The organism is Limnohabitans sp. Rim47, from assembly GCF_001517545.1.
Lineage (GTDB): Bacteria > Pseudomonadota > Gammaproteobacteria > Burkholderiales > Burkholderiaceae_C > Limnohabitans_A.
Genome location: NZ_FBYA01000006.1, coordinates 1 through 21,751, shown reverse-complemented (window position 1 = coordinate 21,751; position 21,751 = coordinate 1). Strand labels below are relative to the sequence as shown.

The 21,751-nt window shown below is 55.2% G+C and carries 33 protein-coding genes and 4 tRNA genes; 32 read left to right on the top strand and 5 right to left on the bottom strand.

Annotation, left to right across the window (positions count from 1 at the left end):
• Positions 1-26 precede the first annotated feature (26 nt).
• Positions 27-851 (bottom strand): pyrroline-5-carboxylate reductase, encoded by an 825-nt coding sequence (proC, locus tag BN3544_RS13020; protein ID WP_019429266.1) that lies wholly within the window; start codon positions 849-851, stop codon positions 27-29.
• 584 nt (positions 852-1,435) lie between these two features.
• On the opposite strand from proC, the gene rplN reads away from it, so the two are divergent.
• From rplN to BN3544_RS12930, 18 genes are all read left to right on the top strand, one after another.
• Complete coding sequence (gene rplN, locus BN3544_RS13010) at positions 1,436-1,804, top strand: 50S ribosomal protein L14 (RefSeq protein WP_019427444.1); 369 nt, start codon at positions 1,436-1,438, stop codon at positions 1,802-1,804.
• A gap of 9 nt (positions 1,805-1,813) precedes the next feature.
• On the top strand, positions 1,814-2,134 hold the full coding sequence (gene rplX / locus BN3544_RS13005; protein WP_019429268.1) for a 50S ribosomal protein L24: 321 nt from the start codon (positions 1,814-1,816) through the stop codon (positions 2,132-2,134).
• A 2-nt stretch (positions 2,135-2,136) separates the two neighbouring features.
• A complete protein-coding gene (gene rplE / locus BN3544_RS13000) occupies positions 2,137-2,676 on the top strand; it encodes a 50S ribosomal protein L5 (protein WP_026036518.1) in 540 nt (179 codons plus the stop codon).
• Positions 2,677-2,684: 8 nt separating this feature from the next.
• Entirely contained in the window at positions 2,685-2,990 is a 306-nt protein-coding gene (gene rpsN, locus BN3544_RS12995; protein ID WP_026036519.1) for a 30S ribosomal protein S14, read from the top strand.
• Between the two features lie 18 nt (positions 2,991-3,008).
• A complete protein-coding gene (gene rpsH / locus BN3544_RS12990; RefSeq protein ID WP_019429271.1) occupies positions 3,009-3,404 on the top strand; it encodes a 30S ribosomal protein S8 in 396 nt (131 codons plus the stop codon).
• A 13-nt stretch (positions 3,405-3,417) separates the two neighbouring features.
• Positions 3,418-3,951, top strand: a complete 534-nt coding sequence (gene rplF, locus BN3544_RS12985; protein ID WP_026036520.1) for a 50S ribosomal protein L6 — start codon at positions 3,418-3,420, stop codon at positions 3,949-3,951.
• Between the two features lie 11 nt (positions 3,952-3,962).
• A complete protein-coding gene (gene rplR / locus BN3544_RS12980; RefSeq protein ID WP_019429273.1) occupies positions 3,963-4,328 on the top strand; it encodes a 50S ribosomal protein L18 in 366 nt (121 codons plus the stop codon).
• A gap of 17 nt (positions 4,329-4,345) precedes the next feature.
• Positions 4,346-4,864: a 30S ribosomal protein S5 gene (gene rpsE, locus BN3544_RS12975; RefSeq protein WP_019429274.1), complete on the top strand. Its 519-nt coding sequence runs from the start codon at positions 4,346-4,348 to the stop codon at positions 4,862-4,864.
• Between the two features lie 14 nt (positions 4,865-4,878).
• Positions 4,879-5,061, top strand: coding sequence for a 50S ribosomal protein L30 (gene rpmD / locus BN3544_RS12970; protein ID WP_019429275.1), 183 nt, complete (start codon positions 4,879-4,881; stop codon positions 5,059-5,061).
• 10 nt (positions 5,062-5,071) lie between these two features.
• A complete protein-coding gene (gene rplO / locus BN3544_RS12965; RefSeq protein WP_026036521.1) occupies positions 5,072-5,503 on the top strand; it encodes a 50S ribosomal protein L15 in 432 nt (143 codons plus the stop codon).
• A gap of 22 nt (positions 5,504-5,525) precedes the next feature.
• The gene (secY, locus tag BN3544_RS12960; RefSeq protein ID WP_026036522.1) at positions 5,526-6,845 is read left to right on the top strand and encodes a preprotein translocase subunit SecY; all 1,320 of its coding nucleotides are present in this window, start codon (positions 5,526-5,528) and stop codon (positions 6,843-6,845) included.
• A 198-nt stretch (positions 6,846-7,043) separates the two neighbouring features.
• On the top strand, positions 7,044-7,157 hold the full coding sequence (gene rpmJ, locus BN3544_RS14205; protein WP_011481465.1) for a 50S ribosomal protein L36: 114 nt from the start codon (positions 7,044-7,046) through the stop codon (positions 7,155-7,157).
• Between the two features lie 24 nt (positions 7,158-7,181).
• Positions 7,182-7,547, top strand: coding sequence for a 30S ribosomal protein S13 (rpsM, locus tag BN3544_RS12955; protein ID WP_019429278.1), 366 nt, complete (start codon positions 7,182-7,184; stop codon positions 7,545-7,547).
• Between the two features lie 19 nt (positions 7,548-7,566).
• Complete coding sequence (rpsK, locus tag BN3544_RS12950; RefSeq protein ID WP_019429279.1) at positions 7,567-7,971, top strand: 30S ribosomal protein S11; 405 nt, start codon at positions 7,567-7,569, stop codon at positions 7,969-7,971.
• 85 nt (positions 7,972-8,056) lie between these two features.
• Positions 8,057-8,680, top strand: coding sequence for a 30S ribosomal protein S4 (gene rpsD / locus BN3544_RS12945; protein ID WP_019429280.1), 624 nt, complete (start codon positions 8,057-8,059; stop codon positions 8,678-8,680).
• A gap of 100 nt (positions 8,681-8,780) precedes the next feature.
• The gene (rpoA, locus tag BN3544_RS12940; protein ID WP_019429281.1) at positions 8,781-9,773 is read left to right on the top strand and encodes a DNA-directed RNA polymerase subunit alpha; all 993 of its coding nucleotides are present in this window, start codon (positions 8,781-8,783) and stop codon (positions 9,771-9,773) included.
• A gap of 83 nt (positions 9,774-9,856) precedes the next feature.
• Positions 9,857-10,243, top strand: a complete 387-nt coding sequence (rplQ, locus tag BN3544_RS12935; protein WP_019429282.1) for a 50S ribosomal protein L17 — start codon at positions 9,857-9,859, stop codon at positions 10,241-10,243.
• Positions 10,244-10,261: 18 nt separating this feature from the next.
• Positions 10,262-10,338, top strand: a tRNA-Met gene (locus tag BN3544_RS12930).
• Between the two features lie 72 nt (positions 10,339-10,410).
• Here the strand turns inward: BN3544_RS12930 and BN3544_RS12925 are convergent.
• From BN3544_RS12925 to apaG, 4 genes are read right to left on the bottom strand one after another with little or no spacing between them, the layout of a single operon-like run.
• Complete coding sequence (locus BN3544_RS12925) at positions 10,411-10,848, bottom strand: CinA family protein (protein ID WP_369814616.1); 438 nt, start codon at positions 10,846-10,848, stop codon at positions 10,411-10,413.
• A 28-nt stretch (positions 10,849-10,876) separates the two neighbouring features.
• On the bottom strand, positions 10,877-11,419 hold the full coding sequence (locus BN3544_RS12920; protein ID WP_019429284.1) for a phosphatidylglycerophosphatase A family protein: 543 nt from the start codon (positions 11,417-11,419) through the stop codon (positions 10,877-10,879).
• Positions 11,416-12,375: a thiamine-phosphate kinase gene (thiL, locus tag BN3544_RS12915; RefSeq protein WP_026036523.1), complete on the bottom strand. Its 960-nt coding sequence runs from the start codon at positions 12,373-12,375 to the stop codon at positions 11,416-11,418. The genes BN3544_RS12920 and thiL overlap by 4 nt, the downstream gene beginning before the upstream one ends.
• Before the next feature lie 35 nt (positions 12,376-12,410).
• Positions 12,411-12,803 carry a Co2+/Mg2+ efflux protein ApaG gene (gene apaG, locus BN3544_RS12910; protein WP_019429286.1) on the bottom strand — a complete coding sequence of 131 codons (393 nt, stop codon included), beginning with the start codon at positions 12,801-12,803 and terminating at the stop codon, positions 12,411-12,413.
• A gap of 29 nt (positions 12,804-12,832) precedes the next feature.
• Here apaG and rpe point away from each other — a divergent pair, with 29 nt between their 5' ends.
• The 14 genes from rpe to BN3544_RS12845 all read left to right on the top strand — a co-directional run.
• Positions 12,833-13,513: a ribulose-phosphate 3-epimerase gene (rpe, locus tag BN3544_RS12905; protein WP_019429287.1), complete on the top strand. Its 681-nt coding sequence runs from the start codon at positions 12,833-12,835 to the stop codon at positions 13,511-13,513.
• Between the two features lie 4 nt (positions 13,514-13,517).
• Positions 13,518-14,246 (top strand): phosphoglycolate phosphatase, encoded by a 729-nt coding sequence (gene gph / locus BN3544_RS12900; protein WP_019429288.1) that lies wholly within the window; start codon positions 13,518-13,520, stop codon positions 14,244-14,246.
• Between the two features lie 112 nt (positions 14,247-14,358).
• Positions 14,359-14,484: a hypothetical protein gene (locus BN3544_RS14530; protein ID WP_019429289.1), complete on the top strand. Its 126-nt coding sequence runs from the start codon at positions 14,359-14,361 to the stop codon at positions 14,482-14,484.
• A 29-nt stretch (positions 14,485-14,513) separates the two neighbouring features.
• Positions 14,514-16,013: an anthranilate synthase component I gene (gene trpE / locus BN3544_RS12895; RefSeq protein WP_019429290.1), complete on the top strand. Its 1,500-nt coding sequence runs from the start codon at positions 14,514-14,516 to the stop codon at positions 16,011-16,013.
• Positions 16,014-16,015: 2 nt separating this feature from the next.
• Entirely contained in the window at positions 16,016-16,597 is a 582-nt protein-coding gene (locus tag BN3544_RS12890; protein ID WP_193364657.1) for an anthranilate synthase component II, read from the top strand.
• A complete protein-coding gene (gene ltaE, locus BN3544_RS12885; RefSeq protein ID WP_019429292.1) occupies positions 16,594-17,661 on the top strand; it encodes a low-specificity L-threonine aldolase in 1,068 nt (355 codons plus the stop codon). Before BN3544_RS12890 ends, ltaE begins: the two co-directional genes overlap by 4 nt.
• 11 nt (positions 17,662-17,672) lie before the next feature.
• On the top strand, positions 17,673-18,353 hold the full coding sequence (locus BN3544_RS12880) for a LysE family translocator (protein WP_019429293.1): 681 nt from the start codon (positions 17,673-17,675) through the stop codon (positions 18,351-18,353).
• A 37-nt stretch (positions 18,354-18,390) separates the two neighbouring features.
• Entirely contained in the window at positions 18,391-19,419 is a 1,029-nt protein-coding gene (gene trpD / locus BN3544_RS12875; protein ID WP_019429294.1) for an anthranilate phosphoribosyltransferase, read from the top strand.
• A 136-nt stretch (positions 19,420-19,555) separates the two neighbouring features.
• A complete protein-coding gene (trpC, locus tag BN3544_RS12870; protein WP_019429296.1) occupies positions 19,556-20,344 on the top strand; it encodes an indole-3-glycerol phosphate synthase TrpC in 789 nt (262 codons plus the stop codon).
• Positions 20,344-21,105, top strand: a complete 762-nt coding sequence (locus tag BN3544_RS12865) for a uracil-DNA glycosylase (RefSeq protein WP_019429297.1) — start codon at positions 20,344-20,346, stop codon at positions 21,103-21,105. Before trpC ends, BN3544_RS12865 begins: the two co-directional genes overlap by 1 nt.
• A gap of 62 nt (positions 21,106-21,167) precedes the next feature.
• Positions 21,168-21,253, top strand: a tRNA-Tyr gene (locus BN3544_RS12860).
• Positions 21,254-21,338: 85 nt separating this feature from the next.
• Positions 21,339-21,412: transfer RNA gene (locus BN3544_RS12855), tRNA-Gly, on the top strand.
• Between the two features lie 30 nt (positions 21,413-21,442).
• A tRNA-Thr gene (locus tag BN3544_RS12850) sits at positions 21,443-21,517 on the top strand.
• Positions 21,518-21,590: 73 nt separating this feature from the next.
• Positions 21,591-21,751 (top strand): GTP-binding protein (locus BN3544_RS12845; protein WP_059356001.1); only part of this gene is annotated, 161 nt, incomplete at its 3' end.

The following is a 21,751-nucleotide window of genomic DNA, read 5'->3' as shown; positions in this document are numbered from 1 at the left end:
CAAGTTCAGACTGAAGGCTTGCCGCTTCAGGCTTTGCCGAATTCGTCGCCCAGCTCGCGTGCGCGTTGCTCGGCGGCCTGCATGGCATTCACAAAAGAGGCCTTGATGCCGGCGGCCTCCATAGCAGTGATGGCCGCGTAGGTCGTACCGCCTTTGGATGTGACGCGCTGGCGCAGCACTTCGGGTGATTCTGTCGATGCCGCAGCCAAAGAGGCGGCACCCGAGAAAGTGGCCACGGCCAGTTGATAAGCCTGCTCGGGGCTCAACCCCATGCCCACGCCTGCTTCGGTCATGGCTTCGAGGAAATAAAACACATAGGCCGGTCCGGAGCCGGACAGGGCGGTCACCGCATCCAGATGCGATTCTTGTTGTACCCAGAGATATTGGCCGGTGGTGCCAATGACCTGCTCTACCAGCGCTTTGTCGGCGGGCGTGACGGATGGGCAAGGGAAAAGGCCCGTGATGCCTTGGCCCACCAAGGCAGGTGTGTTGGGCATGCAGCGCACCACCCGATCGGTGCCCACCCAGCGGCAGATGCTGTCGGTTCGGATGCCTGCGGCCACTGAAAGGTGCAAGGCACCGCGGGTGTGCGGCATGACGGGCGCGGCGGCTTCGTTGAATATTTGAGGTTTGACCGCCCAGACCACCAGTTGCGCTTGTGCCAGTTCCGGGCCCGCCGCGGGCAGGGCGGTGATGCCGAAGTTCTGCTGTAGTTTTGCGGCGGTATCTGCAAAGGGCTCGACCACGGTGATCTGCTCAGGCTTTATGCCTTGACGGATCAGCCCGCCGATGATGGCGCTGGCCATGTTGCCGCCGCCGATGAATGCGATGTGCTGTGAGCTTGAGGTCATTGGGGTGCGTGCCTTGTGTGTCTGATGCCGATGGTGTGTCCGAGAATTGTCGCTTTTTGCAGTCGTGACTTTGTTTGGGCCCTGCAAAAAACGGGCTTGTTGGTAGATATCTCATTCATCACTGGCAAATTAAAGACACTCCTACACTGTGTGCCACGTCGTCTGTGTCCGCGTCGAGGGTGGCACAGGGCATTTGGCACAGGCGACAGCCAGTCGCTGTGGAAGCTATGGAAGCTATGGAAGCTATGGAAGCACACCGGGGGCAGTTTGCACGCCATCGACTCCAGTAAGGCGACGCACAACTGGCGGTTCCATTTAAAACAGGGGCTTCAAACCCTTTGGCTGGGCTAAATAGGTGACTCACGGGTCCATGATCGCTTGTTAATTTCAAATAATTTGGACATCTTGTTGCGCAGACCTGTTTTTTCAGACATAATAGAGGGCTTCGCTTTGCAAAAAGCGCAGGTATCTGCCCAAACTGAAGTGTTGCGAGTGGTTCGCGGCATGAATGACGGGTCCAAGACTGATTTCTGTTTGTTGGCTGTAAGGCTGGCGGGCAAGAAATACAAGTTGGGAATAAAGAAATGATCCAGACAGAATCTCGGTTGGATGTGGCCGACAACACCGGCGCAAAGTCCGTGCTGTGCATTAAGGTGCTCGGCGGATCCAAGCGTCGCTATGCAAGTGTTGGCGACATCATCAAAGTGAGCATCAAAGAAGCCGCCCCGCGTGGTCGCGTCAAAAAAGGCGAGATCTACAGTGCTGTGGTGGTTCGTACTGCCAAGGGCATCCGCCGTGGCGATGGCTCCCTCATCAAATTCGATGGCAACGCAGCTGTGTTGCTGAATGCCAAGTTGGAGCCTATTGGCACCCGCATCTTCGGCCCGGTCACGCGTGAATTGCGTACCGAGAAGTTCATGAAGATCGTGTCCCTGGCTCCTGAAGTACTGTAAGGACGCGCCATGAACAAGATTCGCAAGGGCGACGAAATCATCGTCATCACAGGTCGTGACAAAGGCAAGCGCGGCACAGTGTCGCTGCGCGCCAGTGACTCGCATCTGTTGATCGAAGGTGTCAACCTCGTCAAAAAGCATGCCAAGCCAAACCCAATGAAGGGCACAACTGGCGGCATTATCGAAAAGGCCATGCCGATTCACCAATCCAATGTGGCGATTTTCAACGCTGCAACTGGTAAGGCTGATCGTGTGGGCGTCAAGCTGCAGGCTGATGGAAAACGCGTCCGCGTTTACAAGTCGAGCGGCGAAGAAATCAAGGTGGCATGAGCATGGCACGTTTGCAACAACTCTTCCGCGAGAAAATCTCTGCTGACTTGATTGCCAAATTTGGCTACAAGTCAACAATGCAGGTTCCTCGCATCACCAAGATCACCTTGAACATGGGTGTGTCTGAGGCGGTGGCTGATAAAAAAGTCATGGACCACGCTGTGAGCGACTTGACCAAAATCGCAGGCCAAAAGCCTGTGGTGACCAAGGCCAAGAAAGCGATTGCTGGCTTCAAGATCCGTGAGCAACAGCCTATTGGCTGCATGGTGACACTGCGTGGCGTTCAGATGTATGAATTCCTGGACCGTTTCGTGACCGTGGCTTTGCCTCGCGTTCGTGACTTCCGTGGTATTTCTGGTCGTGCGTTCGATGGTCGTGGTAACTACAACATCGGCGTCAAAGAGCAGATCATTTTCCCTGAGATTGAGTACGACAAGGTTGATGCCTTGCGTGGTCTCAATATCAGCATCACCACAACGGCTAAGTCTGACGAAGAGTGCAAAGCTCTTCTGGCAGCTTTCCGCTTCCCCTTCAAGAACTGAGGTGTCACGTGGCTAAAGTAGCTTTGATCGAGCGCGAGCTCAAGCGTGAAAAACTGGCAGCTAAATTCGCGAAAAAATACGCTGAATTTAAGGCCATCGCCAACGATGCCAAGCGCAGCGATGAAGAGCGTGCAGCAGCCCGTCTGGGTCTGCAAAAGCTTCCGCGCAACGCCAACCCGACCCGTCAACGCAACCGCTGTGCAATCACCGGTCGCCCACGCGGTACGTTCCGTCAATTTGGTCTGGGCCGCGCCAAGATCCGTGAATTAGCCTTCGCAGGCAACATTCCGGGCGTGACCAAGGCCAGCTGGTAATCGGCAGGAGATAACAACATGAGCATGAGTGATCCTATTGCCGATCTGTTGACCCGCATCCGTAACGCACAAATGGTGTCAAAAGCCATCGTGTTGGTTCCATCTTCTAAAGTGAAGGTGGCCATCGCCCAAGTGCTGAAAGATGAAGGCTACATTGACGGCTTCCAAGTCAAAACCGAAGACGGCAAGTCCGTTCTCGAAATTGCCCTGAAGTACTACGCTGGCCGTCCGGTCATCGAGCGTATTGAGCGTGTGAGCCGTCCAGGCCTGCGTGTGTACAAAGGCCGTGATGCTATTCCTCAAGTCCAAAACGGCTTGGGCGTGGCCATCGTCACCACACCCCAAGGCGTGATGACTGATCGCAAAGCGCGTGCAGCCGGTGTCGGCGGCGAAGTGCTGTGCTACGTCGCTTAAAGGGAGAAAAAGAATGTCCCGCGTAGGAAAAATGCCTGTGACCATCCCCGCTGGTGTGGATGTGTCGATCAAACAAGATCAAATCAGTGTGAAGGGCGCTGGTGGTCAATTGGCCATCGCCTCCAACATGCTGGTGACCGTGAGCAACGAAGGAGGCAAGCTGAGCTTTGCCCCCGCCAATGATTCACGTGAAGCCAATGCCATGAGCGGCACCTTGCGTCAGCTGGTGAACAACATGGTGACTGGCGTGACCAAAGGCTTCGAAAAGAAGCTGAACCTGGTCGGCGTGGGTTACAAGGCGGCTGCCTCTGGCGCCAAATTGAACCTGGCTGTTGGTTATTCACATCCTGTCAACATCGATATGCCTGCTGGCATTACGGTGGCCACTCCGACTGCGACCGAAATCGTGATCAAGGGTGCCGACCGTCAACGTGTTGGCCAAATTGCTGCTGAGATCCGTGCTGTTCGTCCTCCTGAGCCTTACAAAGGCAAGGGCATCCGTTATTCGGATGAGAAGATCACGATCAAAGAGACTAAGAAGAAATAAGGAGCTGCATCATGTTGACCAAGAAAGAGCAGCGTCTCCGTCGTGCACGTCAAACACGCATCCGCATTGCACAGCAAGGCGTGGCCCGTTTGACCGTGAACCGCACCAACCTGCACATCTACGCCAGCGTTATCTCTGGTTGCGGTACAAAAGTGTTGGCCAGTGCCTCTACAGCCGAAGCCGAAGTGCGCACGGCTCTGGGCGCTACAGGCAAAGGTGGCAATGCCGCTGCTGCCGCAGTCATTGGCAAGCGAATTGCTGAAAAAGCAAAAGCTGCTGGCGTTGAGAAGGTCGCCTTCGACCGCGCAGGTTTCGCTTACCACGGTCGTGTCAAGGCTTTGGCCGAAGCAGCCCGTGAAGCAGGTCTGCAGTTCTAAACGGATCGGAGTTACAAATGGCTAAATTTACAGCAAAACCGCAAAGCGACGGTCCTGAAGACGGTCTTCGCGAAAAGATGATCGCGGTCAACCGCGTGACCAAGGTGGTCAAGGGTGGCCGTATCTTGGGTTTCGCAGCGTTGACCGTGGTCGGTGACGGCGATGGCAAAGTGGGCATGGGCAAGGGCAAATCGAAAGAAGTGCCAGCAGCCGTGCAAAAAGCGATGGAAGAAGCCCGTCGCAACCTGGCCAAAGTCCACCTCAAAAATGGCACGATTCACCATGCAGTACACGGTCACCACGGCGCAGCCCGCGTCATGATGGCTCCAGCTCCCAAGGGTACCGGCATCATTGCTGGTGGACCCATGCGCGCAGTGTTCGAAGTGGTCGGTATCACCGACATCGTGGCCAAGAGCCATGGTTCGTCCAACCCTTACAACATGGTTCGTGCCACTCTGGACGCATTGTCCAATTGCACAACAGCTTCCAACGTGGCTGCCAAGCGTGGCAAGTCCGTTGAAGAGTTGTTCGGCTGAACCGGAGATCGAACATGACGACACAATCAACCGTGAAAGTCCAATTGGTTCGCAGCCCGATTGGCACCAAAGTTTCGCACCGCGCCACAGTCCGTGGTTTGGGTCTGCGCAAGCTCAACTCCGTGAGTGAGCTGCAGGACACCCCCGCAGTGCGCGGCATGATCAACAAGATCAGCTATCTGGTCAAAGTTCTCTGAGAGGCCGATGATGGAACTCAATAGCATCAAGCCCGCAGAAGGCTCCAAGCACGCAGCGCGTCGCGTTGGCCGTGGTATCGGTTCGGGTCTGGGTAAAACCGCCGGCCGTGGTCACAAAGGTCAAAAATCCCGTTCGGGTGGCTACCACAAAGTGGGCTTCGAAGGCGGTCAAATGCCTTTGCAGCGCCGTCTGCCCAAGCGCGGCTTTAAGTCACACTTGCTGAAGTACAACGCAGAAATCACATTGACAACCTTGTCCCGTTTGGACTTGGCAGAAGTGGATGTGTTGACACTCAAGCAAGCTGGCTTGGTTTCGCAGATGGCCAAAGTGGTCAAGGTGATCAATACTGGTGAACTCGCTAAAGCCGTCAAATTGACAGGCATTGGTGCGACAGCTGGTGCCAAAGCAGCGATCGAAGCCGTTGGTGGCTCCGTAGCCTGAATGTTGATAGGCGAGACACATCGTGGCAACCAGCGCTAATCAGACAGTCAAGGGGGACAAGTTCGGCGACCTGCGTCGTCGGCTTATCTTCTTGCTGCTCGCGCTGGTGGTTTACCGTGCGGGCGCACACATTCCAGTACCTGGCATTGATCCTGAGCAGCTCAAGCAGCTGTTCAATGGTCAGCAAGGTGGCATCCTGAGCTTGTTCAACATGTTTTCGGGTGGCGCTTTATCGCGGTTTACCGTGTTCGCGCTGGGCATCATGCCGTACATTTCTGCATCCATTGTGATGCAGTTGTTGACTTACGTTCTTCCTGCTTTCGAGCAAATGAAGAAAGAAGGCGAAGCAGGACGGCGCAAAATCACACAGTACACGCGTTTTGGCGCACTGGGCCTGGCTGTATTTCAGTCTTTGGGCATTGCTGTCGCTCTGGAAGCATCGGCGGGTTTGGTCATCAATCCAGGTATGGGTTTCCGCATGACTGCGGTGGTCAGCCTGACGGCAGGCACGATGTTCTTGATGTGGCTGGGTGAACAAATCACTGAGCGTGGTCTGGGCAACGGTATTTCGATCCTGATTTTTGCGGGTATTGCGGCTGGTTTACCAAATGCCATGGGTGGTTTGTTTGAGCTTGTTCGCACAGGCGCCATGAATCCTCTGGTATCCATGTTGATCATTGCGGTTGTGGTTCTGGTGACTTACTTCGTGGTGTTTGTGGAGCGCGGTCAACGCAAGATTCTGGTCAATTACGCTCGACGTCAGGTCGGCAATAAGGTGTACGGTGGTCAATCGTCGCACCTGCCGCTTAAGCTGAACATGGCGGGTGTGATTCCTCCGATTTTTGCCTCATCGATCATCTTGTTGCCTGCAACAGTCATCAACTGGTTCAGTTCCGGTGAAACCGACAGTGTTGTGGTTCGCTTCTTCAAGGATGTTTCGAGCAGCTTGACGCCAGGTCAACCGATCTATGTCATGTTGTACGCTGCTGCCATTGTGTTTTTCTGTTTTTTCTACACGGCCTTGGTTTTCAACAGCCGCGAAACAGCGGACAACCTCAAAAAGAGCGGTGCTTTCATCCCTGGGATTCGCCCAGGTGACCAAACAGCACGTTACATCGACAAGATTTTGTTGCGTTTGACAATGGCCGGTGCTGCATACATCACATTTGTGTGTCTGTTGCCCGAGTTCCTGATTCTGAAATATAATGTTCCGTTTTACTTTGGTGGCACATCGTTGCTGATCATCGTGGTCGTGACCATGGATTTCATGGCTCAGGTGCAAAATTATTTGATGTCTCAACAATACGATTCGCTTTTAAAGAAAGCCAGTTTCAAATCCTGATCGGTGAACAAGATGTGCGCATCTTGTGACTGCGAAGATTCGAATGATCATTTGTTGAGATGGAGCACCGAACAGGATTTTTAAATCCTGGAGCCGGTGGATAGGTTTCGGTAAAAACCCCTGCACTTTTGTGCAGGGCCACAAAAATTTCACCTGGTCTGAGAAGGTCTGGGTAACGATGAGTTTTAGGAGAAAACCATGAGAGTTTCGGCTTCGGTGAAAAAAATTTGCCGCAACTGCAAAATCATTCGCCGTAAAGGCGTTGTTCGTGTGATCTGTACAGATCCGCGTCACAAGCAGCGTCAAGGCTGATTGAATTAGTTTTAGAGGACGAAAATGGCACGTATCGCTGGCATCAACATTCCGCCGCACAAACATGCTGAAATTGGCTTGACCGCCATTTTCGGTATTGGTCGCACCCGCGCTCGACAAATTTGCGAAGCCTCTGGCATCGCTTATTCCAAAAAGATCAAAGATCTGACGGACGCTGATCTCGAAAAAATTCGCGATCAAATCGCAGTTTTCACCATCGAAGGTGATCTGCGTCGCGAAACCACCATGAACATCAAGCGTTTGATGGACATTGGTTGCTATCGTGGTTTCCGCCATCGCCGCGGCTTGCCTATGCGCGGTCAGCGTACACGCACCAATGCACGTACTCGCAAGGGTCCGCGCAAAGGCGCAGCGGCTCTGAAGAAATAAGCAGGATTGAGAGACCACTATGGCTAAAGCACAATCAAACAGCGCATCACAACGTGTTCGCAAAAAAGTCCGCAAGAACATTGCTGACGGCATTGCACACGTTCACGCGTCGTTCAACAACACCATCATCACGATCACCGATCGCCAAGGCAATGCCTTGTCATGGGCTTCTTCAGGTGGCCAAGGCTTCAAGGGTTCGCGCAAGTCGACACCTTTCGCTGCTCAGGTCGCTTCTGAAGTCGCAGGTCGTGCAGCACAAGAACAAGGCATCAAAAACTTGGACGTCGAAATCAAGGGCCCAGGCCCAGGTCGCGAGTCTTCTGTTCGTGCCTTGGGTGCATTGGGTATCCGCATCACGTCAATTGCTGACGTGACACCGGTCCCGCACAACGGCTGCCGCCCTCAAAAGCGTCGTCGTATCTAATTTCAAACCAAGCCCACCGCCAGGCCATGCTTGCATCGCCTGGCTCCCGCATTTTTGATGCGGCAGATGCATAAAAGGATTTCAAGTGGCACGTTACCTCGGCCCCAAGGCCAAACTCTCACGCCGTGAAGGCACCGACCTGTTCCTGAAGAGCGCACGTCGCTCGATCGCTGACAAGTCTAAATTTGATACCAAGCCCGGCCAGCACGGTCGCACTTCGGGTCAGCGCACTTCGGACTACGGTCTCCAATTGCGTGAAAAGCAAAAAGTCAAGCGCATGTATGGCGTGCTCGAAAAGCAGTTCCGCCGCTACTTCGCTGAAGCTGATCGCCGCAAAGGCAACACAGGTTCCAACTTGTTGGGTCTGTTGGAGTGCCGCTTGGATAACGTGGTGTACCGTATGGGCTTTGGCTCTACACGTGCTGAAGCACGTCAGATGGTTTCTCACAAAGCCATCACGGTGAACGGTCAATCTGTGAACATCCCATCCTACTTGGTCAAGGCCGGCGACGTGATCGCTGTTCGTGAGAAATCCAAAAAGCAAAACCGCGTGGTTGAAGCTTTGCAGTTGGCCTTGCAAGTGGGCATGCCAGCTTGGGTTGAAGTCAATGCCGACAAGGCTGAAGGCACCTTCAAGAAGGTTCCTGATCGCGATGAATTCGCAGCTGACATCAACGAATCGTTGATCGTCGAACTGTATTCACGTTAATTCGTTGTTTCAATCGTTCCCGGCGCACAAGGCATTGTGAGCCGGGTGCTTCATCAGCCTTACCGGTGTAACGAACCGGGGGTATTGAGAGGAAGTCTGAATGCAAACCAATCTGTTGAAACCCAAAGCCATCCAAGTCGAACAATTGGCCACGAACCGTGCCAAAGTCACGTTGGAACCATTCGAGCGTGGTTACGGTCACACCCTCGGCAACGCTTTGCGTCGTGTTTTGTTGTCTTCCATGGTCGGTTACTCCGCCACAGAAGTCACCATCGCTGGTGTTGTGCATGAATACTCTTCTATTGATGGTGTTCAAGAAGATGTCGTAAATATCTTGTTGAACCTCAAAGGTGTAGTGTTCAAACTGCATAACCGTGACGAAGTGACTCTGAGTCTGCGCAAAGACGGCGAAGGCGCTGTCACAGCGGCTGACATCCAGACACCACACGATGTTGAGATTATCAATCCTGAGCACGTTATTGCCAACTTGTCGCATGGCGGCAAGCTGGACATGCAGATCAAGGTTGAAAAAGGTCGTGGCTATGTGCCCGGCAGCATGCGCCGTTTTGCTGACGAGCCTACCAAAGCTTTGGGTCGCATTGTTCTTGATGCATCGTTCTCTCCGGTCAAGCGCGTGAGCTACACCGTTGAAAGCGCTCGCGTTGAACAGCGCACTGATTTGGACAAGTTGGTCATCGAGATCGAAACCAATGGCGCCATCACCGCTGAAGACGCTGTGCGTTCTTCTGCCAAGATCCTCGTCGAGCAATTGGCTGTTTTTGCACAACTTGAAGGCAGCGAATTGTCTGCATTCAATGAGCCCGCTCAACGCGGTGGTGCAGGCAGCTTCGATCCGATTTTGTTGCGCCCTGTGGACGAACTCGAACTCACTGTTCGTTCGGCCAACTGCCTGAAAGCAGAAAACATTTACTACATCGGCGACCTCATCCAGCGCACTGAGAATGAATTGCTCAAGACCCCTAATCTGGGTCGCAAATCGCTCAATGAAATCAAGGAAGTCTTGGCTTCCCGCGGTCTGACTTTGGGCATGAAGCTCGAAGCCTGGCCACCAGCTGGTTTGGAAAAGCGATAATACGAAGTTCTCGGAAAAATTTCCGGGGTGTGCACGGGCAGTACCTGATACGGCTGCCTGTTTAATAAAGAAAGGAAAGCACCATGCGTCACGGACACGGCCTCCGTAAATTGAACCGCACCAGCGAGCACCGCCTCGCCATGCTGCGTAACATGATGAACTCGCTCATCGAGCACGAAGTCATCAAGACCACACTTCCCAAAGCCAAAGAACTGCGTCGCGTCATTGAGCCCATGATCACCTTGGCCAAAGAAGACAGTTTGTCCAACAAGCGCTTGGCATTTAACCGCCTGCGCGACCGTGACAGCGTTGTCAAATTGTTTGCCGATCTGGGCCCTCGTTTTGCCAAGCGTCCTGGTGGTTACACACGCATCCTGAAAATGGGTTACCGCGTGGGTGACAATGCACCAATGGCTTTGGTTGAATTGGTTGATCGTGCGGATTCTTCTGCTGAAACAGCAGCAGAGTAAGGTATAATTTAAAGATACCGCGGGGTGGAGCAGTCTGGTAGCTCGTTGGGCTCATAACCCAAAGGTCGTTGGTTCAAATCCGGCCCCCGCAACCAAATTTCAATTTCGGTTGAATTTCAATAAACCCTCCTCGGAGGGTTTTTTCGTTGGTGCTGTCTTTTCCCCGATTACTCAGGCAGTCGCAGGATCAAACCCAGAAGCGCATGCTTCACCGTAGCTTGCCTGACCTGATTGCGGTTGCCGTCAAAGTGCTTGATTTCAGCTGAAACAATACCGTTGATGCACCATGCCAGCCAGACTGTTCCGACTGGTTTTTCAGGACTGCCGCCGCTGGGGCCTGCCACGCCAGTGACGGCAATAGAGGCCTGTGCTCCAGACCGATAAACGGCACCCAACGCCATCGTGAGTGCAACGGACTCGCTAACCGCTCCATGAACCGCAATGAGTTCGTTCGGAACACCTAGCATTTGTGCCTTGGCTTCGTTGGAGTAAGTGATAAATCCTCGGTCAAACCAAGCGCTGGACCCTGCCAAGTCGGTGCAATGGGCTGCAATCATGCCGCCAGTGCAGCTTTCTGCTGTTGACAGCATCCATTTCAAATGCATCAAGCGCTCAGCCACTCGCAGGGCGATGTCAGGCATGAAACCACCTCCACAACGCGATGGTCAGCAAAGTGCAAAATGCCGCCACGATGTCGTCCCACATAATCCCAAACCCGCCGCGCCAGCCAAATCCTTTGAAGAGTTGATCCGCCCATGTGACAGGACCGGGTTTTGCCGCATCAAAAAACCGGAACAAGACGAATGCCGCGAGCTGCGCGCCAAAGTTGGATGGCATGACCAGATAAAAAATCAGCCATATGGCGATGATCTCGTCCCACACGATGGATCCTGGATCACCGATGCCCATATTGCGCGCAGTGACGGTGCATGCCCACCAGCCTAAAAGGAGTCCAAAGAGAATCAATGTCATTTGTGCGGACAGGGACAGGTAGTTTTGGAGCACCAGCCAAGATAACCAACCCCAAAGACTCCCGACCGTGCCCGGCGCTTTAGGGGCCAAACCAGAGCCAAAACCCAACGCAATGACATGTGCCGGATGTGAAAGCATGAACGCTGCATTGGGCTTATGTTGCCGAATGGCGGCTTCAGAGGTTTTGGCTTGAGTCATGTTCATGCGAAATGATCGAACGATCGAAATGGGTTGCGTACGCTTTGGCCCAATTCATTCAGTAAAACAAGGCTTTGAGATTCGGTGATTCGTCCAATGCGGGTGACATGCGTTCCAGAGGCTTGAGCAGCTGCGATGACTTGATCCGATGCAGAGGGTGGTGCGCAGAACACCAGTTCGTAATCATCGCCACCTGACAAAATGCAAGTCATGGACAGATCGGCGGGGCAGCCCCAAATGTCGGTGGTGTGCATCAGTGTTTGCGTCGAAGGCAATTCAATTTCAGCGCCCACACGGCTGGCTTTGAGGATATGTCCTAAGTCACCAAGCAGGCCATCACTGATGTCGGCCATGGCGTGGGCGATGCCGCGAAGGGCCTGCCCGAGTGCAACGCGGGGAGTGGGCAATTCCATCCGCAACCTGGCGGCATCAAATACAGCTTGCGGCAAGCTGATGGCTCCGCGAAAGGCTTCAAGTGCCAAGCGAGCATCTCCCAAGTGACCACTGACATACAAATCATCGCCAATTTGAGCCCCGCTGCGCAAGATAGATTGCCCTTGAGGCACATCGCCCATCACGGTGATCGCAATGTTCAAAGGCCCTTGCGTGGTGTCGCCGCCAATCAGTTCGCAGCCATGTGCGTCGGCCAATTGATACAGACCTTGGCAAAAACCAGCTAGCCAGTTTTCATCTGCGCGTGGCAAAGACAATGACAGGAGAAAGGCGCGCGGGCTTGCGCCGCAAGCCGCCAGATCACTCAGATTGACAGCCAGTGCTTTGTGACCAAGACGTGAGGGGTCAACGGTCGACAAAAAATGACGCCCCTCGACCAACATGTCGGCTGAAAAAGCCAGTTGATGTCCTGGACGTGGTGTCCATATGGCGCAGTCATCGCCAATGCCGATATCCGCCTGTCGTGGCGGACGTTTAAAAAAGCGTTCAATCAGGTCAAATTCACCCATGACCATGAGCTTAACCGCAAGTCACTCAACAGGGTTCAGTGAAGCGTGCGCCCTGAGAGTGCAGAATCGGAGGATTCGAGCACAAATGTGGCAATGGTCGCATCAAAGCGATGTCCATCCTCAGCCACAAAAAAGAAACTGCCGTGCATCGTTCCGCTGGGGGCACGCAGGCGGCAACCGCTGCTGTATTGAAAAGATTCGCCGGGACGCAGCAAGGGCTGCTGACCCACGACACCCAAGCCTTTGACTTCTTCTGTGTGCCCATGTTCATCCTGAATAATCCAGTGGCGTGAGATCAACTGGACAGGCACCGTGCCCGTGTTGGTCACTGTGATGGTGTAGGCAAAAGCGAAAATATCTTGTAGGGGGTTGCTTTGGTCTGCCACGTATTGGGGCAGCGCATCAATTTGAACGGTGTGAGCAGACATTGGTACATGTTAACTGCGACAATTCAGGGATGACGACGACCTACCGAATTGCCCCTTCCATCCTCTCGGCCGATTTCGCACGCTTGGGCGAAGAAGTCAAAAGCGTCATCGACGCAGGTGCTGACTGGATTCACTTTGACGTGATGGATAACCATTACGTGCCCAACCTCACATTTGGCCCGATGATTTGTCAGGCTTTGAAGCCACATGCCAAAACGGCAGCGGGTGTGGCTGTGCCGATTGATGTGCACTTGATGATTTCACCTGTGGATGCCTTGGCTGCATCGTTTGCGGAAGCCGGTGCCGACCTCATCAGCTTTCATCCAGATGCCAGTGGGCATGTGCACCGCAGTGTCCAGGCGATCAAAAGCAAGGGCGTCAAAGCGGGCTTGGTGTTTAACCCGGCAGAGCCGTTGGACGTGCTGGAATGGACCATTGACGAGATTGATTTGATCCTCATCATGAGTGTCAACCCCGGTTTTGGGGGGCAGAGTTTCATTGATTCCGCCCTGCGCAAAATTGAACAAGCACGCAAACTCATTGACGTCAGCGGCCGCGACATTCGCCTTGAAGTCGATGGCGGCATCAAGGTTGACAACATTCGCCGTGTAGCCGATGCGGGTGCAGACACTTTTGTGGCGGGCAGTGCCATTTTTGGCAAGTCAGATTACAAAGCCGTAATCGACCAAATGCGCGCGGCCCTGGGTTGATCCGATGGTCAGCCCTTTGCAGGATCTGACGCAGATCGAAGCGGTCATTTTTGACCTGGACGGCACCATGGTTCACACCTTGGGTGATTTTCAGGTGGCCCTGCACCGCACAATGGCTGATCTGGACTTACCCCCGGTTTCCAACGCCTTGATCGAGCAGACCATTGGCAAAGGCTCGGAGCACTTGATCCGAACGCTGCTGGCTCACCAGATCACACGATCCGAGGTCAAGGGGGTCGGTCAGGCCTGTCCGGCCCTGTCGGTGGATGCCTTGTTTGATCGGGCTTGGCAGCGTTACCAGCACCATTACCTTCAGATCAATGGCCAGTTCGCTGATGTATATCCTGGCGTGCTGGAGGCTTTGCAGGTGTTCGCCGAGCAAGGCTTGCCAATGGCTTGCCTGACGAACAAGCCGCTGTCGTTTGCCATCACGCTTTTGAAAGAGAAATCGCTGGACCATTTCTTTGGCCATGTGTTTGGCGGTGACAGTTTTGAACGCAAAAAACCGGACCCGTTGCCCATCCTCAAAACATGTGAGGCCTTGGGCACACCCATGGCCAAAACCTTGATGGTGGGTGACTCCAGTAACGATGCCCAAGCTGCCCATGCTGCTGGGTGCCCCGTGGTGTTGGTGACGTATGGCTACAACCATGGCCAACGGGTACAAGACACCCCTGCCGCCGCATGGCTGGACTCATTGGCTGACTTGCCGTCTCACTTGCGTGCCGTCTAGTTGGTGGGTACTTTGCGAGGTCGAAAGTTGGCCTCGCGGCTTTGCTACACTAAGGCCATCATGTTCATCATCTTTAGCCACTCCTGCGCAGCCAGCCTGCAGAGCCATTCCCATGTGGAAGGCCAAGGAGCCTGGCCCTGGCGTCAGCCAGCCTGACCCCATTGACTGTGCGGCCTTGCCCGCCACCCGCGCCCGGCATTGGCTGGGCACCTGGATGAATGAAAAGCACCTCGACTGAGGTCGCTGAGCGCTTTGGAGGCTCTTGCCGTGATCACCGAACTTGAATTCAAAAGCCTGGCCAGTCAAGGCTACAACCGCATTCCTCTTATGTTGGAAGCCTTTGCGGACCTGGAAACCCCACTGTCGCTTTACCTGAAGCTGGCACACACCAAAGACAACGGCAAGTACAGTTTCTTGCTCGAATCGGTGGTGGGCGGCGAGCGCTTCGGACGCTACAGCTTCATTGGCCTGCCTGCACGCAGCTTGTTGCGCGCCAGTGGTTTTGGTGCCGAGGCCAAGACCGATGTGGTGCGTGATGGCGTAGTGATCGAGACCGCAGCGGGAAACCCGTTGGACTTTATTGAGCAGTACCAAAAACGGTTCAAGGTCGCCTTGCGTCCGGGCTTGCCGCGTTTTTGTGGCGGTCTGGCGGGCTACTTTGGCTACGATGCGGTGCGCTACATTGAGAAAAAACTCGAGAGATCTTGTCCGCCCGACACCTTGGGCACGCCCGATATTTTGCTTTTGCAATGCGAAGAGCTGGCAGTCATCGACAACCTGTCGGGCAAGCTTTACCTGATCGTCTATGCCGACCCGGCCATGCCCGAGGCCTATGTGGGTGCCAAAAAACGCTTACGCGACCTGAAAGAACAACTCAAATACTCAGTCAGCGCGCCGGTGGTCAAAGCCAGTCAGTCTTATCCGGCCGAGCGTGACTTTGCCAAGGCCGACTACATCGCCGCCGTGGAAAAAGCCAAGGAGCTCATTGCCGGGGGTGACTTCATGCAGGTGCAAGTGGGCCAGCGCATCAAAAAGCGCTACACCGAAAGCCCGCTGTCCTTGTACCGGGCGCTGCGGTCGCTCAACCCTAGCCCGTACATGTACTTCTACAACTTCGGCGATTTTCATGTGGTCGGGGCCAGTCCTGAGATCTTGGTGCGACAAGAGCAAACCGAAGAGGGCGCCAAAGTCATCATTCGCCCGTTGGCTGGCACGCGCCCCCGTGGTACAACACCCGAAAAAGACAAGGCCGCCGAGCATGAGCTGATCAACGATCCCAAAGAGCGGGCAGAGCATGTGATGCTGATCGATTTGGCCCGCAACGACATTGGACGCATTGCCCAGATCGGTTCCGTCAAGGTGACTGAGGCTTTTGTCGTGGAGCGCTACAGCCATGTGATGCACATTGTGAGCAACGTCGAGGGGACGCTCAATGAGGGCATGAGCAACATGGATGTGCTCAAAGCCACTTTCCCTGCAGGCACTTTGACCGGCGCGCCCAAAGTCCATGCGATGGAGTTGATCGACCAGTTCGAGCCCGTCAAGCGCGGCATTTACGGCGGCGCTTGTGGCTACATCAGCTATGCGGGCGACATGGATGTGGCCATCGCCATCCGCACCGCCGTCATCAAGGACCAAACTTTGTATGTGCAGGCAGCAGCGGGCGTGGTGGCCGATTCGGTGCCCGAGATGGAATGGCGCGAAACCGAACACAAGGCGCGCGCCTTGTTGCGGGCGAGTGAGTTGGTAGAAGAAGGGTTGGAGTGATCATGGCGAAAAAAATCAAACTCCTGATCGTCGACAACTACGACTCTTTTACCTTCAACATCGTGCAGTATTTTGGTGAGTTGGGCGCTGAGGTGGAGGTGTTTCGCAACGACGAAATTACCCTGGAGGGCATTGCCGCGCGGCAACCGGATCGCTTGGTGATTTCACCTGGCCCTTGTTCGCCTGCCGAGGCGGGTATTTCGGTGGCGGCGATTCAACATTTCGCGGGCAAGTTGCCCATTTTGGGCGTGTGCCTGGGGCACCAGAGCATTGGCGCCGCGTTTGGCGGCAAGATTGTTCGGGCGCAAGAGCTGATGCACGGCAAAACCAGTGTCATCACGACCACCCAAGAAGGTGTTTTTGCAGGCTTGCCGCAGCAATTCACCGTCAACCGATACCACTCGCTGGCGATTGAGCGGGCCACTTGTCCTGCATGCCTGAAGGTGACGGCCTGGACCGAAGATGGCGAAATCATGGGCGTGCGTCACACCGAACTCGACATTGAGGGGGTGCAATTCCATCCCGAATCCATCTTGACCGAACACGGTCACGCGATGCTCAAGAACTTTCTGGAACGGCCATGATCGATTTGCGCAGCGACACCGTCACCCAGCCCACAGCGGCGATGCGGGAGGCCATGCTGGCAGCGCCTTTGGGTGACGATGTGTTTGGCGACGACCCCACGGTCAATGCCTTGCAAGAACGCATCGCGCAGATCACGGGCAAAGAAGCGGCCCTGTTCATGCCCTCTGGGACACAAAGCAATCTGTGCGCGCTGATGGCGCATTGCGAGCGAGGCGACGAGTACATCGTGGGCCAAAACGCCCACACCTACCGCTATGAAGGCGGGGGAGCGGCTGTTTTGGGCAGCATCCAGCCGCAGCCGCTGATGCAAAACGCGCAAGGCGAAATGGCGTTGGCCGACATCGCGTCAGCCATCAAGCCGATCGACTGTCACTTTGCGCGCACCCGCTTGTTGGCACTGGAGAACACTTGGAACGGGCACGCCATGTCGCAAGACTACCTGGTGCAAGCCACAGCGCTGGCCAGGCAGCATGGTTTGGCCACACATCTGGATGGCGCCCGATTGTTCAATGCGGCGGTTGCCGATGCCCAAGGCGGTGCGGTGATGGAACGCGTTCGCCGCATCGTGGACCATTTCGACAGCGTGTCGGTGTGCTTCAGCAAAGGCTTGGGTGCGCCGGTGGGCTCGGCCCTGTGTGGCTCGCGTGAACTGATCGCCAAAGCGCTTCGTTGGCGCAAGGTGCTGGGCGGTGGTTTGCGGCAGTCGGGTGTACTGGCGGCTGCGGCTTTGCACGCGCTGGATCACCATGTCGATCGATTGGCTGACGACCATGCTTTGGCACAGCGTCTGGCGCAAGGCTTGCAGGGCATAGAGGGTTTGCATGTGCGTTCGGCCAAGACCAACATTGTGTTTGTAGAGGTGGCAGATGGCCGGGGCCCGGCGCTGCTGGAAGCCTTGAAAGTCCAGGGCGTTTTGGCCACAGGGCTGATCGGTTTGCGCTTTGTCACGCATCTGAATGTGGATGCAGCAGGCATTGACCATGCGTTGGACTGTATTGGCCAATTCATGCGCGAACAGACCCGCGAAGCGGCGCAAGGTCTTGTGCGCTCGGGCGTTTACTGAGTCCATACACCATGCCGGACGCACAGCAACTCTGGATGTTCATGGTGGCGGGCGTGCTGCTCAATCTCACGCCAGGACCTGATGTGCTTTTCATCGTCAGCCAGTCTTTGCGTGGCGGTGTGCGTTCAGGCTTGGTGGCCGCATGGGGCATCACGGCGGGGTGTTTTGTGCATGTGGCGGCAGCGGCTTTGGGTGTGGGGGTCTTGCTGGCCAACTCTGCTGCCGCTTTCAACGCGGTCAAATGGTTGGGCGCGGCGTACTTGATGTGGATTGGTGTGCGTTTGCTGTGGTCCACGACCAAGTCGGGCGTTGGGGCGGGGGATGCCCGCAGTGCCTTGCCTGCTCAAATTGATCGCGAAAACGGGCCTGAAGCACCCGGCTTGCCTTCGGTTTTCTTCAAGGCGTTTGCCACCAATGCCTTTAACCCCAAAGTGGCTTTGTTTTTTCTGGCCTTCGTGCCGCAGTTCGTTCCGGTCAACTCACCCGATCCCGCCTGGACCTTTGTGTTGCTCGGGTGTTTGTTCAATTTCAACGGCCTGCTGATTGGCATGGCCTGGGCGCTGGCAGCTTCTTGGTTGTCTCTGCGTGCTCGTTTGTTGCAGAGTGGATTGCAACACCTTGACCGCTTGGCGGGCTTCATGTTTGTGGGCTTCGGCCTCAAGCTGGCTTTGACGCAAGCGCCCACGCATTGACGCATTCAACAACATCGAAACATTGCAAGGAAATCGTATGCCCATCACCCCCCAAGAAGCGCTGCAGCGCACCATCGAGCACCGCGAGATTTTTCATGACGAGATGCTCAAAATCATGCGCATGATCATGAATGGCGAGTTGTCACCTGTGATGACGGCTGCGCTGATCACCGGTCTGCGTGTGAAGAAGGAAACCATCGGCGAGATCACTGCAGCAGCCCAGGTCATGCGTGAGTTCTCGACCAAAGTGCATGTGGCCGATGCCACGCACTTGGTCGACATCGTTGGAACGGGAGGTGACGGCGCTCACACTTTCAACATCTCGACCTGCGCCATGTTTGTGGCTGCTGCTGCTGGGGCTAAAACCGCCAAACACGGTGGGCGCAGCGTCAGCAGCAAATCGGGTAGCGCCGATGTGGTCGAGGCGCTGGGTGGCAACATCAATCTGTCGCCTGAGCAGATTGCGCGCTCCATCGAAAAGGTCGGCATTGGCTTCATGTTTGCGCCCAACCACCATCCGGCTATGAAAAACGTGGCTCCGGTGCGCAAAGAGCTGGGTGTGCGCACCATTTTTAACATCCTCGGGCCGCTGACCAATCCGGCCAGTGCTCCCAACATTCTGATGGGCGTGTTCCATTCAGATTTGGTGGGTATCCAGGTGCGTGCCTTGCAACGTCTGGGTGCCCAGCATGCGGTGGTGGTTTATGGCCGTGATGGCATGGATGAAATCAGCTTGGGTGCCGCCACTTTGGTGGGCGAGCTCAAAAATGGCCAGATCACCGAGTATGAAATTCATCCCGAAGATTTTGGTTTGACCATGGCCAGCAACCGGGCCTTGAAAGTGGATACGCCTGAGCAGTCGATGGCGATGTTGCGAGGCGTGCTGGACAATCAACCCGGTGCAGCAAGGGACATCGTCATGATCAATGCTGGTGCGGCTTTGTATGCGGCCAATGTGGCCGACAGCATTGCCGATGGTCTGGCGCGCGCCCGCGTGGCCATTGAGTCCGGGGCAGCCAAAGCCAAGCTGGCGCAATTTGTGGCCTTTGGCCAATCGGCGGTTTGACCCATGTGGCACGGTGAGGGTGCGTGGATCGCCTTGGGCGTCTCTGCTTTGTTTGTGGTGGTCGGGTTGGTGATGCACCGCATTTTTGTTCGAATTTTGAAAAACGGTGCCACCGAGCCCGTACAGGAAAAAAACCATGACTGACATCCTTGACCAAATCATCAAAGTCAAGCGTGAGGAAGTTGCCGCGGCACAAACGCAGAAACCCATGGCCGTCGTGCGGACTGATGCTGAGAGCCGTGTTCTGACCCGGGACTTTGAGGGGGCCATGCGCGCCAAGATTGCCGCAGGACAAGCTGCTGTGATCGCCGAAATCAAAAAAGCCAGTCCATCCAAGGGCGTGCTGCGCGCTGAGTTCATTCCTGCTGACATTGCGCAAAGCTATGCCGAGCACGGAGCGGCTTGTTTGTCAGTTTTGACAGACAAACAGTTCTTTCAGGGCAGTGTGGATTTTCTGAAACAAGCCCGAGCCAGTTGCGACTTGCCCGTGTTGCGCAAGGATTTCATGATCGATGCCTACCAGGTGTATGAAGCCCGGGCGATGGGTGCTGACGCTGTTTTGCTGATCGCTGCCTGTTTGGACGATGCGCAAATGGCTGACATGGAGGCCGTGGCCCGCAGCTTGGACATGGCTGTGCTGGTGGAGGTGCACGACCGTGCCGAGCTTGACCGAGCGCTGAAGCTGAAAACCCGCTTGGTCGGGATCAACAACCGCAACCTGAAAACATTTGAGGTGTCGTTGCAGACCACCTTGGACATGTTGCCGGCTGTCCCGGCAGACCGCTTGTTGATCACCGAAAGCGGTATTTTGTCGGCTGACGATGTCAAACGCATGCGTGAAGCCCGAGTCAATGGGTTTCTGGTGGGCGAAGCGTTCATGCGTGCGGCAGAGCCCGGTGAGGCCTTGGCCCAACTTTTTGCTTAATGCTCGTGTCGCCTGCCCAGCAAACCCTGGGTTTTGAAGAGCCGCCCATGGCGACAGCGCGCTTGTCGCAGTGGCCACCTGATTTGCAGGCACTCAGTGCCGATTGGCTGGTGCTGGTTCAAGACTTTTTGGCGTCTTCTTTTGGCCACGCCTTGTCAGCGCATTTGAGGACTGCGCTTGACGCCGGTCAAACGGTTTATCCGGCGGAGCCATTCAAGGCCTTGGCGTTGACGCCTCTGGATCAAGTCCGCGTGGTGATTTTGGGCCAAGACCCCTACCACGGCCCAGGTCAGGCGGAGGGTTTGGCGTTTTCGGTGGCCCCCGGAATCCGCTTGCCGCCAAGCTTGCGAAATGTGTTCAAAGAGTTGCAGCAAAGTTTGGGTAGGCCAATTCCTGCTCATGGCTCTTTGGTGAATTGGGCCCAGCAAGGGGTGTTGTTGCTCAATACCAGTCTGACGGTTGAGGCGGGGATCCCTGCCAGTCATGCTCGCTGGGGTTGGGAGGTCCTGACCGACGCGTTGGTCATCGCTGCGGCCAAAAACCCTCATTCTGTGGTGTTCATGCTGTGGGGCGCCCACGCGCAGACTAAAAAAAGACTGATTGAAGCCGTTGAGGGCGCCTCTCGGCACTTAATTCTGGAGGCGAATCACCCCTCGCCTTTATCGGCCATGCGCCCGCCTCAGCCATTTATGGGATGCGGCCATTTTGTGAGGGCAGCTGAGTTTTGGGGCCGCAACGGCGAAAAACCCATCAATTGGTGAAAAAGTTATGCCCAAACTTGCGAGGGCTCGCAAAAGGATGGCATAATCTGAGACTCGCTTCTGGAGGGGTGCCCGAGTGGCTAAAGGGGGCAGACTGTAAATCTGTTGGCTTACGCCTACACTGGTTCGAATCCAGTCTCCTCCACCAGCAAACTGGCTTAAGCCGGTTGATTTGAGTAATTGGAAATGGTTCCAAGCATTGGCGTTGCATCCACTCGTGCGGCGCAATCAGTGCGGGAGTAGTTTAATGGTAGAACCTTAGCCTTCCAAGCTAATGACACGGGTTCGATTCCCGTTTCCCGCTCCAGTCATTCGGTTGAGTTTGTAAGAAGATTTTGCCCTTGTGGCTCAGTGGTAGAGCACTCCCTTGGTAAGGGAGAGGTCGCGGGTCCGATTCCCGCCAAGGGCACCAGTTTTGGGGCGCGCAATGCAAGTTGTGCGCCCTCTGTCTTGGTTGTTGACCACTACTTTTCGGAGTCGAAGATATGGCAAAAGAGAAATTCGAACGGACCAAACCCCACGTCAACGTGGGCACCATCGGTCACGTTGACCACGGCAAAACCACACTGACAGCGGCCATTACGACCGTGTTGGCAGTTAAATTCGGTGGTTCGGCCAAGGCGTACGACCAGATCGACGCAGCACC

What these genes read in the sequence shown, in the direction of transcription:
- rpsE (WP_019429274.1), top strand. Translation starts at nt 4,346, where the DNA reads ATGGCTAAATTTACAGCAAAACCGCAAAGCGACGGTCCTGAAGACGGT.
- trpC (WP_019429296.1), top strand. Translation starts at nt 19,556, where the DNA reads ATGACTGACATCCTTGACCAAATCATCAAAGTCAAGCGTGAGGAAGTT.
- BN3544_RS12880 (WP_019429293.1), top strand. Translation starts at nt 17,673, where the DNA reads ATGCCGGACGCACAGCAACTCTGGATGTTCATGGTGGCGGGCGTGCTG.
- rpoA (WP_019429281.1), top strand. Translation starts at nt 8,781, where the DNA reads ATGCAAACCAATCTGTTGAAACCCAAAGCCATCCAAGTCGAACAATTG.
- apaG (WP_019429286.1), bottom strand. Translation starts at nt 12,803, where the DNA reads ATGTCTGCTCACACCGTTCAAATTGATGCGCTGCCCCAATACGTGGCA.
- BN3544_RS12865 (WP_019429297.1), top strand. Translation starts at nt 20,344, where the DNA reads ATGCTCGTGTCGCCTGCCCAGCAAACCCTGGGTTTTGAAGAGCCGCCC.
- rpmD (WP_019429275.1), top strand. Translation starts at nt 4,879, where the DNA reads ATGACGACACAATCAACCGTGAAAGTCCAATTGGTTCGCAGCCCGATT.
- rplR (WP_019429273.1), top strand. Translation starts at nt 3,963, where the DNA reads ATGTTGACCAAGAAAGAGCAGCGTCTCCGTCGTGCACGTCAAACACGC.
- ltaE (WP_019429292.1), top strand. Translation starts at nt 16,594, where the DNA reads ATGATCGATTTGCGCAGCGACACCGTCACCCAGCCCACAGCGGCGATG.
- rpsK (WP_019429279.1), top strand. Translation starts at nt 7,567, where the DNA reads ATGGCTAAAGCACAATCAAACAGCGCATCACAACGTGTTCGCAAAAAA.
- rplX (WP_019429268.1), top strand. Translation starts at nt 1,814, where the DNA reads ATGAACAAGATTCGCAAGGGCGACGAAATCATCGTCATCACAGGTCGT.
- proC (WP_019429266.1), bottom strand. Translation starts at nt 851, where the DNA reads ATGACCTCAAGCTCACAGCACATCGCATTCATCGGCGGCGGCAACATG.
- rplO (WP_026036521.1), top strand. Translation starts at nt 5,072, where the DNA reads ATGGAACTCAATAGCATCAAGCCCGCAGAAGGCTCCAAGCACGCAGCG.
- thiL (WP_026036523.1), bottom strand. Translation starts at nt 12,375, where the DNA reads ATGGGTGAATTTGACCTGATTGAACGCTTTTTTAAACGTCCGCCACGA.
- gph (WP_019429288.1), top strand. Translation starts at nt 13,518, where the DNA reads ATGGTCAGCCCTTTGCAGGATCTGACGCAGATCGAAGCGGTCATTTTT.
- BN3544_RS12920 (WP_019429284.1), bottom strand. Translation starts at nt 11,419, where the DNA reads ATGAACATGACTCAAGCCAAAACCTCTGAAGCCGCCATTCGGCAACAT.
- rplF (WP_026036520.1), top strand. Translation starts at nt 3,418, where the DNA reads ATGTCCCGCGTAGGAAAAATGCCTGTGACCATCCCCGCTGGTGTGGAT.
- rpmJ (WP_011481465.1), top strand. Translation starts at nt 7,044, where the DNA reads ATGAGAGTTTCGGCTTCGGTGAAAAAAATTTGCCGCAACTGCAAAATC.
- rpsM (WP_019429278.1), top strand. Translation starts at nt 7,182, where the DNA reads ATGGCACGTATCGCTGGCATCAACATTCCGCCGCACAAACATGCTGAA.
- rplN (WP_019427444.1), top strand. Translation starts at nt 1,436, where the DNA reads ATGATCCAGACAGAATCTCGGTTGGATGTGGCCGACAACACCGGCGCA.
- BN3544_RS14530 (WP_019429289.1), top strand. Translation starts at nt 14,359, where the DNA reads ATGTGGAAGGCCAAGGAGCCTGGCCCTGGCGTCAGCCAGCCTGACCCC.
- BN3544_RS12925 (WP_369814616.1), bottom strand. Translation starts at nt 10,848, where the DNA reads ATGCATTTGAAATGGATGCTGTCAACAGCAGAAAGCTGCACTGGCGGC.
- trpD (WP_019429294.1), top strand. Translation starts at nt 18,391, where the DNA reads ATGCCCATCACCCCCCAAGAAGCGCTGCAGCGCACCATCGAGCACCGC.
- rplQ (WP_019429282.1), top strand. Translation starts at nt 9,857, where the DNA reads ATGCGTCACGGACACGGCCTCCGTAAATTGAACCGCACCAGCGAGCAC.
- BN3544_RS12890 (WP_193364657.1), top strand. Translation starts at nt 16,016, where the DNA reads ATGGCGAAAAAAATCAAACTCCTGATCGTCGACAACTACGACTCTTTT.
- rplE (WP_026036518.1), top strand. Translation starts at nt 2,137, where the DNA reads ATGGCACGTTTGCAACAACTCTTCCGCGAGAAAATCTCTGCTGACTTG.
- rpsH (WP_019429271.1), top strand. Translation starts at nt 3,009, where the DNA reads ATGAGCATGAGTGATCCTATTGCCGATCTGTTGACCCGCATCCGTAAC.
- rpe (WP_019429287.1), top strand. Translation starts at nt 12,833, where the DNA reads ATGACGACGACCTACCGAATTGCCCCTTCCATCCTCTCGGCCGATTTC.